The organism is Winogradskyella wichelsiae (assembly GCF_013403925.1).
Lineage (GTDB): Bacteria > Bacteroidota > Bacteroidia > Flavobacteriales > Flavobacteriaceae > Winogradskyella > Winogradskyella wichelsiae.
The window spans coordinates 443,922-449,921 of sequence record NZ_JABFDJ010000003.1 but is presented as its reverse complement, the minus strand read 5'-3'; the positions used below and the strand labels follow the sequence as shown (position 1 = coordinate 449,921).

Genomic DNA, 6,000 nt, shown 5'->3' with positions numbered 1-6,000 from the left:
CCTATGATAATAATTACAGAAGTACTTTAGCAATAAATTAATAAGTTTTTACTTGTTTTTTACCACAGTACTTTGTTGGTAGCCGTTTTATTAAAAAAAATTATTTGCTTTAAAGTAATTATATTCTAATACAGAACTTTAAGAACCTATTGGCCAATGTGGTCAATGAGTCCACTCGAAGTTGTTCTTTTACAATCATTTTGTTGCCACCTATCACATTTAGTACAATAGTCTCCATTAGGAAGGCAACCACAACAATGGGCACAACCTTCAGAAGTGCAAACTGTACCGCCGAGACGCATAAAACTCAAACTATTTTGAGATATTTTAAAATTTTTATTTGATTTTTTTTCAATCAATGCAACTTTAGAGGCTGATTTATCTGTATTATTAAACTTTAGATAAAATTTATTTTCAACTTCCATTAAATCTACAGAGGTAGCTACTTTGTTTAATTGCGTCATAGCCGAGTATTTATTGAATGAATTTATTAACATTTCATTAGGAACGGATACATTAATTTGATTTTCAACAATATAAGCCACTGTATTACCTGTAAATTTCTCTACTTTAAAATCATTTTGGATAATTTCAACAACTTCATTTGCTTCGTATTCATCATCATTTGAGCAAGAGACAAAAAAGAGTATTAATACTGCAGACAAGATTACTTTATTCATAATAATTAAATTTATGCTCCATTAATGGTCTTGAGCTGTTAATTTTTGACCTTCTTAGTAGTATTTATTCTTAACTTTTCAAAGCATAATATACAATTTTATTTTCACTTCTTCGAGATTCCGTAAGTCGGATGGTTATTAATTTGCTCTGTCGGTGGTCAAATGGCTACCAACTCGTTATATCAAAACTTTTATCAGTCATATCCCATAAATTTAGCAGGATATAACAAAAGTTTACTATCTTAAATAGATAGGAGTAACGAAGTTAACTCTATTAATTGATATAGCTATACGTATATATCTCTAAATCATGTGCTAAGTTAAAATTTTTATGCTATAAAACTTACGGTAAACCGTAATGCCCAAATTATAACAACCCAACCCTTCTATAACGCAAAACCACCAAGCTTTTACCTAGTGGTTTTTAAATCTCTATTTAGAGGATGCTATAACAGCACTCGCTTTTACTTGTGAAACTCATTTAGCAAATACCAACGGAATAGCAATTTTGCGTCTCGATAGCTATCGGGATTTGTAAGTAGGCTAGAAGTAGCCATTAATTTTATTAGGTGTTGGCGCTATGTGGCTTTCTGTTGTTCGCTATACGCTTTGTTTTGGCCGTGCGACTGCGTGTTTAATTGGCGTTGTCAGTTAAATGATTGTCTATACTTTAAAGGCGACATTTCGGTTTTCTTTTTGAAAAAGTCGGTTGAACGATTGTGGTTGTTCAAAACCTAATTCATAAGCAATTTCACTTATGGATAAATTTGTTGTTAGAAGTTTTTCTTTTGCTTTTTCAATGAGTTTTTCGTGAATGTGTTGTTGTGTGCTTTGTCCTGTTAGCAAACGCAACGTATCGCTTAAATAATTTGCGGAATAATTGAGTTGATTAGCTACATATTCCACTGTTGGTAATTCGCTATTTAAAGTTTCTGTGTTACTATAATAATCGTTCAAAAGTGCTTCTGTTTTTGAAAGCAAATCATTGTTTACAGCTTTTCGGGTAATGAATTGGCGTTCGTAAAAACGATTACCATAGTTTAATAGCAAATCAATTTGCGACAGCATAATGTCTTGTGTGTGTTTGTCGATATGCTGGTATTCTTTTTCTATTTTTTGAAATATCTCAACAACATTTTGTGCTTCCTGCTCAGAAAGGTGCAACGCTTCATTTAATGAATATGAAAAATAGCCATAATTTTTGAATTTTACTTTTTGGATTGTTTTATTTTTTAAGTTCTACAATGCAAAACTCGTCCTTCTTTAAAAAGTAAATGTTTCCAAATCAAGGTTGATTGTAACCGAATCGGGGTTGAAATATGGGGCTATGTGTTTCGCTTCTTTTGGTTGGTGTCTGCCATTACCGCCAACGTTTTTCTTTTATGAGCAGTAGCGGATTAAAACACGCTTGCTTTCCAGATGACCATATATTAAATTAAACACAATAGTGGTTGAAGTTTGCAACCGAACCGCTATTGTGTTTATACATTATTGGGCATTCATTTTTTAACTTTTGAATACCTTAATCAAATACTATTTTACTACTGTAGCTTCTAATTCTACTTTTAAAGTTTCAAAGAGACTTTTTACTTCCAATACAGTACTTGCCTGTTTTATGTTATGCTCAGTTATCCAATTTTGGAAAACATCAAAACACAAAAAAAGCTCTTCAGATGAAGTTGCATAAATGTTTAATCTCACAATATTTTCACATTCATATCCAGCTTCCTTTATAACGCTTTCTAAATTTTCTATAGCTTGAATTAATTGGGCTTTCATATTGGAAGTGCTTGATTTTCCATCATCATCTATAGCTGTTTGCCCAGAAATATAGAGCGTGCCTTCTGGCTTTGTAACTTCAACTGCTTGTACATAACTTCTTTCATTTTGCCATTCCCATGGGTTAATTATTCTTTTTTCCATTTGTTTTTCTTTTTTATTTTGTGCTAATGTTGACACCGTAGTTCATACTATAATTGCTAATAATTTATTTCTCATAATTGCAATTTTGTTTTTACACTACAAATATTTGAATAATAGCATTAATCGAGTGTGACATACATCACAATTATAAAGAAGCTTAAATATTAAGAGGAAAGTCGACTAAGTGTCTCGCGCGAAACACCTAAATAAGACGCTAAAAGCGTTTTGGGAACTCGTTGAAATAATAAAGGATATTGTTTAAGAAGTTGTTCATACCTTTCTTTAGCATTTGATGTTAAAAAAGATAAAATTCTATTTTGTGAAGCACTATGTCCTGAGTTAGATTTTTCTAGAAAGAATTGTTTCATTTTGGGTAATTCAGCCGATAGTTTTTGATAATTTTGAAAACTTAAGGAATATACTATAGTGTCTTCAATGCACTGCAAAGACATTTTAGCCTTGGTTTGTGAGAAATAAGCTGAAAAGTCACTTTCCCACCAATCTTCCATTGCAAATGATACAATATGTTGTTTTCCGTTTTTATCATCGTAAACTAATTTTAAAAGTCCATTAACAACTAAATAACAATTCTTTACATTTTCTCCTTCTTGAATAATAAAATCATTTTTTTTATATTTTTCGAATGAGACATGTGATAGAATAAATGAGAACTCCTCATCTGTAAGCGGTATTAAATTTTCAATATGTTCTTTTAATTTTTCTTTCATTTAAATAACGAATACTAATTTGTGATATTATATGTATTATACAGAAATAGGTTGATTCTATTTGGTTCATATTTTCACGTTCAAAAGATTTTTTTTCAGCCGTTTAGAAGGCAAAAAAACAGTTTGAACGAGGTCTGTTTTTAAATCGTAAGTTCAAGTAAATTTACATTATTTTTTCGATAGGATTTGTATTTGATGTTTGGATTCAGATGGACTTCAGCAGGTTTTCTGAGATCCAGGCTGAAATTTATTTACTCTAGTTTATAAATCATAAAACTAAACCTTTTAACCTAATCAAAGTCTAACAAGAAAAACAATACTACTTATAATGAAAATTCAAAACCTTAAACCTTTTGTGGGAATCCTGTTACTATTATCGATTCTATATAGTTGCAATAATGATTCTGATATTGACGAAGCGCTAATTACCATACCAACATTGCCTTATCAAGCTGAAGGATTTGTGAAAATTGAAAATGGTTCCGGAGGTTTTTTCGCAAATTTAGAAAGTGGAGATAGATTTAGTAGAGATCACGATAAAATAGGAGATGTTAATGGAGATGGTGTTATAGATCTTGTTATTGGTGCACGATCAGACGATGATGGTGGTGTTGATACAGGAGCTGTTTATATTTTATTTATGAATAGTGACGGAACTGTGCAAAACAACCAAAAAATATCGATGCTTGAAGGTGGTTTTACAGAAACTTTAAATGTAGGAAACTTTTTTGGTTATGGTGTTGCAGGCATAGGAGATTATGATTTGGATGGAATTCCTGATATTGCAGTATCTTCTCCAGTACCACCGAATAATTCATTATATATTATTCACCTTAATGTTGATGGTACTGTTAAAGATTATGTGAAAAATGAAAATATTATAGCAAATGGTTTAACGGCTATTGGTGATATTAATGGAGATCATCGAGTAGATTTAGTAGCTTGTAATCCAGGATCTGATGTTGGTGGAACTAATCGTGGCGCTATTGATATTTTATTTTTAAATGAAGCATCGCAAATAATGTATACAAATACGGTTACTATAAATTCTACACAAGGAGGTTTTGGAGTGGGTCTTGAAGATGGGGACCAATTTGGAGGGAGAGAAGTTGCTATGCTTGGTGATATCGATAACGATGGCACTAAAGAATTGGCAGTAGGCGCTTTTATGTCTGATGGAGGAAAAGGTGCCATTTGGATTTTATCTTTAAACAGCACTACTTTTAATGTAGAATCTAAAGTTAAAATTACTGAAGGTACGAACGGATTTACCGATGAGCTCGTAACCGATTTAAACCCTAACGGAACTTTTGGTGGGCAGTTTGGTCATGCAATGTGTGCTGCCGGAGATATAGATGGAGATGGCATTAACGAGTTAATTACAGGAGCCAATCAGCAAAATGAAGGTTGGGCTTATGTTTTGTATTTAAATGCCGATAAGACCGTTAAATCATTTACAAGAATAAATAATACTGATGGAGGTTTTAATTTGACTTTAGATTCAGAAGAGCGATTTTCTCGTTCAATATCATATGTTGGAGATTTAAGAGGTGATGGCTCAATTGCTATCAATATTGGAGGAGGTGCAGGAGGAACTGGAACACTATACACGCTGTTTTTTAGACCACAGTAATCTTTAAAGTATATTCAATAATTTTGATTAAGAAAATGTATTTTTTGTATTGAGTATATTTTTTGTTTAAATAATAGATAATGGTCTCGGCTATGAGTAGTTGCGTGATTTAGCACTTAACTTTACAAGTAGACCCCAAGTTGGAAATTCCGTAGGAATTTTTGTAAGTAGGGAAGAACCTAGCCATTAATTATACACGGTGTTGCCAACAGTGTTTTTAGTTAATAGTAAATTATAGTTTCAGAATTAGGAAAGGTAAATTTGTTATTTCCAGGATAAAAGTTAGCCATAGTCGGCAAGGTGCTGGGTTTGCTGATTGTTTCTTTTTTCTCTGTTTTGGAATCTTCCTTCTCACAATCTGATGTTTCTTCTTGATAAATCACCTTGCCGGTTGATAGATTATAATCAAAATTAAAGAAATTATCACAAGGGGAACCAAAGTTTACTGTTGCTCCAAGTTGCTCCAATTAATTGAAATTTCCCGGTTTGAAATCTAAACCTATGCGTATAATGCCATCTTTGACGAGCGCCTCCTGAATGATTAATTACAATACAATTTTTATTAATGGAAATTCCTTCAAAAGGATCTCCCATCATTCCTCCGTGTTCACTTGGTAATATGGCTCCGACTGATTTTTTCCACAATTCCCATTTGTTATGGTTCTTTTTGTAAATGTATATTTGCCTTTCCGTGCCCATATCCGTTTCTTTTTCGGTATCGTAAACTATAACTTTTTCAAAAACACCATCGTTATCTAAATCTCCTTCTTTTTTATCGAGAATTTTAAAGTGTTTTGGTGTTTGAATTCGTTCCGTTTTTTTGTTTTCTTGACTTTTACAGAGCATAAATGAAAAAAGAAATAGAACTAAAACGCATGTAGATATGGATATTTTCATAGTGTTGGTCGCGATCTCATATATGAAAAGTAGCGTGTGAAGCCCACTAACTTTTCGGATTTTGCAAGAGCCAAATTTATAATTGGGCGTACCTTGTAAATATAGTAAAAACCTCTTAGAAAGCTTTTAATAGCTATGT

At 32.1% G+C, this 6,000-nt stretch carries 6 protein-coding genes; 1 reads left to right on the top strand and 5 read right to left on the bottom strand.

What is annotated here, in order from left to right; translation table 11 throughout:
• Positions 1 to 146 precede the first annotated feature (146 nt).
• From HM985_RS09165 to HM985_RS09150, 4 genes are all read right to left on the bottom strand, one after another.
• Positions 147 to 680 carry a hypothetical protein gene (locus HM985_RS09165; protein WP_179375960.1) on the bottom strand — a complete coding sequence of 178 codons (534 nt, stop codon included), beginning with the start codon at positions 678 to 680 and terminating at the stop codon, positions 147 to 149.
• 663 nt (positions 681 to 1,343) lie between these two features.
• Positions 1,344 to 1,844, bottom strand: a complete 501-nt coding sequence (locus tag HM985_RS09160) for a helix-turn-helix domain-containing protein (RefSeq protein WP_317167130.1) — start codon at positions 1,842 to 1,844, stop codon at positions 1,344 to 1,346.
• A 369-nt stretch (positions 1,845 to 2,213) separates the two neighbouring features.
• Positions 2,214 to 2,603, bottom strand: coding sequence for a RidA family protein (locus tag HM985_RS09155; RefSeq protein ID WP_179375988.1), 390 nt, complete (start codon positions 2,601 to 2,603; stop codon positions 2,214 to 2,216).
• Between the two features lie 164 nt (positions 2,604 to 2,767).
• Positions 2,768 to 3,331 (bottom strand): Crp/Fnr family transcriptional regulator, encoded by a 564-nt coding sequence (locus HM985_RS09150; protein ID WP_179375959.1) that lies wholly within the window; start codon positions 3,329 to 3,331, stop codon positions 2,768 to 2,770.
• 328 nt (positions 3,332 to 3,659) lie between these two features.
• Between HM985_RS09150 and HM985_RS09145 the strand changes: the two genes are divergently transcribed.
• Positions 3,660 to 4,964, top strand: a complete 1,305-nt coding sequence (locus HM985_RS09145; RefSeq protein ID WP_179375958.1) for an FG-GAP-like repeat-containing protein — start codon at positions 3,660 to 3,662, stop codon at positions 4,962 to 4,964.
• A gap of 423 nt (positions 4,965 to 5,387) precedes the next feature.
• Here HM985_RS09145 and HM985_RS09140 read toward each other — a convergent pair whose 3' ends face one another.
• Positions 5,388 to 5,861, bottom strand: a complete 474-nt coding sequence (locus HM985_RS09140; RefSeq protein ID WP_179375957.1) for a hypothetical protein — start codon at positions 5,859 to 5,861, stop codon at positions 5,388 to 5,390.
• Positions 5,862 to 6,000 lie beyond the last annotated feature (139 nt).

Bases quoted from the DNA above. Each gene is read 5' to 3' on its own strand.
- HM985_RS09140 (WP_179375957.1), bottom strand. From the start codon at position 5,861: ATGAAAATATCCATATCTACATGCGTTTTAGTTCTATTTCTTTTTTCA.
- HM985_RS09150 (WP_179375959.1), bottom strand. From the start codon at position 3,331: ATGAAAGAAAAATTAAAAGAACATATTGAAAATTTAATACCGCTTACA.
- HM985_RS09145 (WP_179375958.1), top strand. From the start codon at position 3,660: ATGAAAATTCAAAACCTTAAACCTTTTGTGGGAATCCTGTTACTATTA.
- HM985_RS09155 (WP_179375988.1), bottom strand. From the start codon at position 2,603: ATGGAAAAAAGAATAATTAACCCATGGGAATGGCAAAATGAAAGAAGT.
- HM985_RS09165 (WP_179375960.1), bottom strand. From the start codon at position 680: ATGAATAAAGTAATCTTGTCTGCAGTATTAATACTCTTTTTTGTCTCT.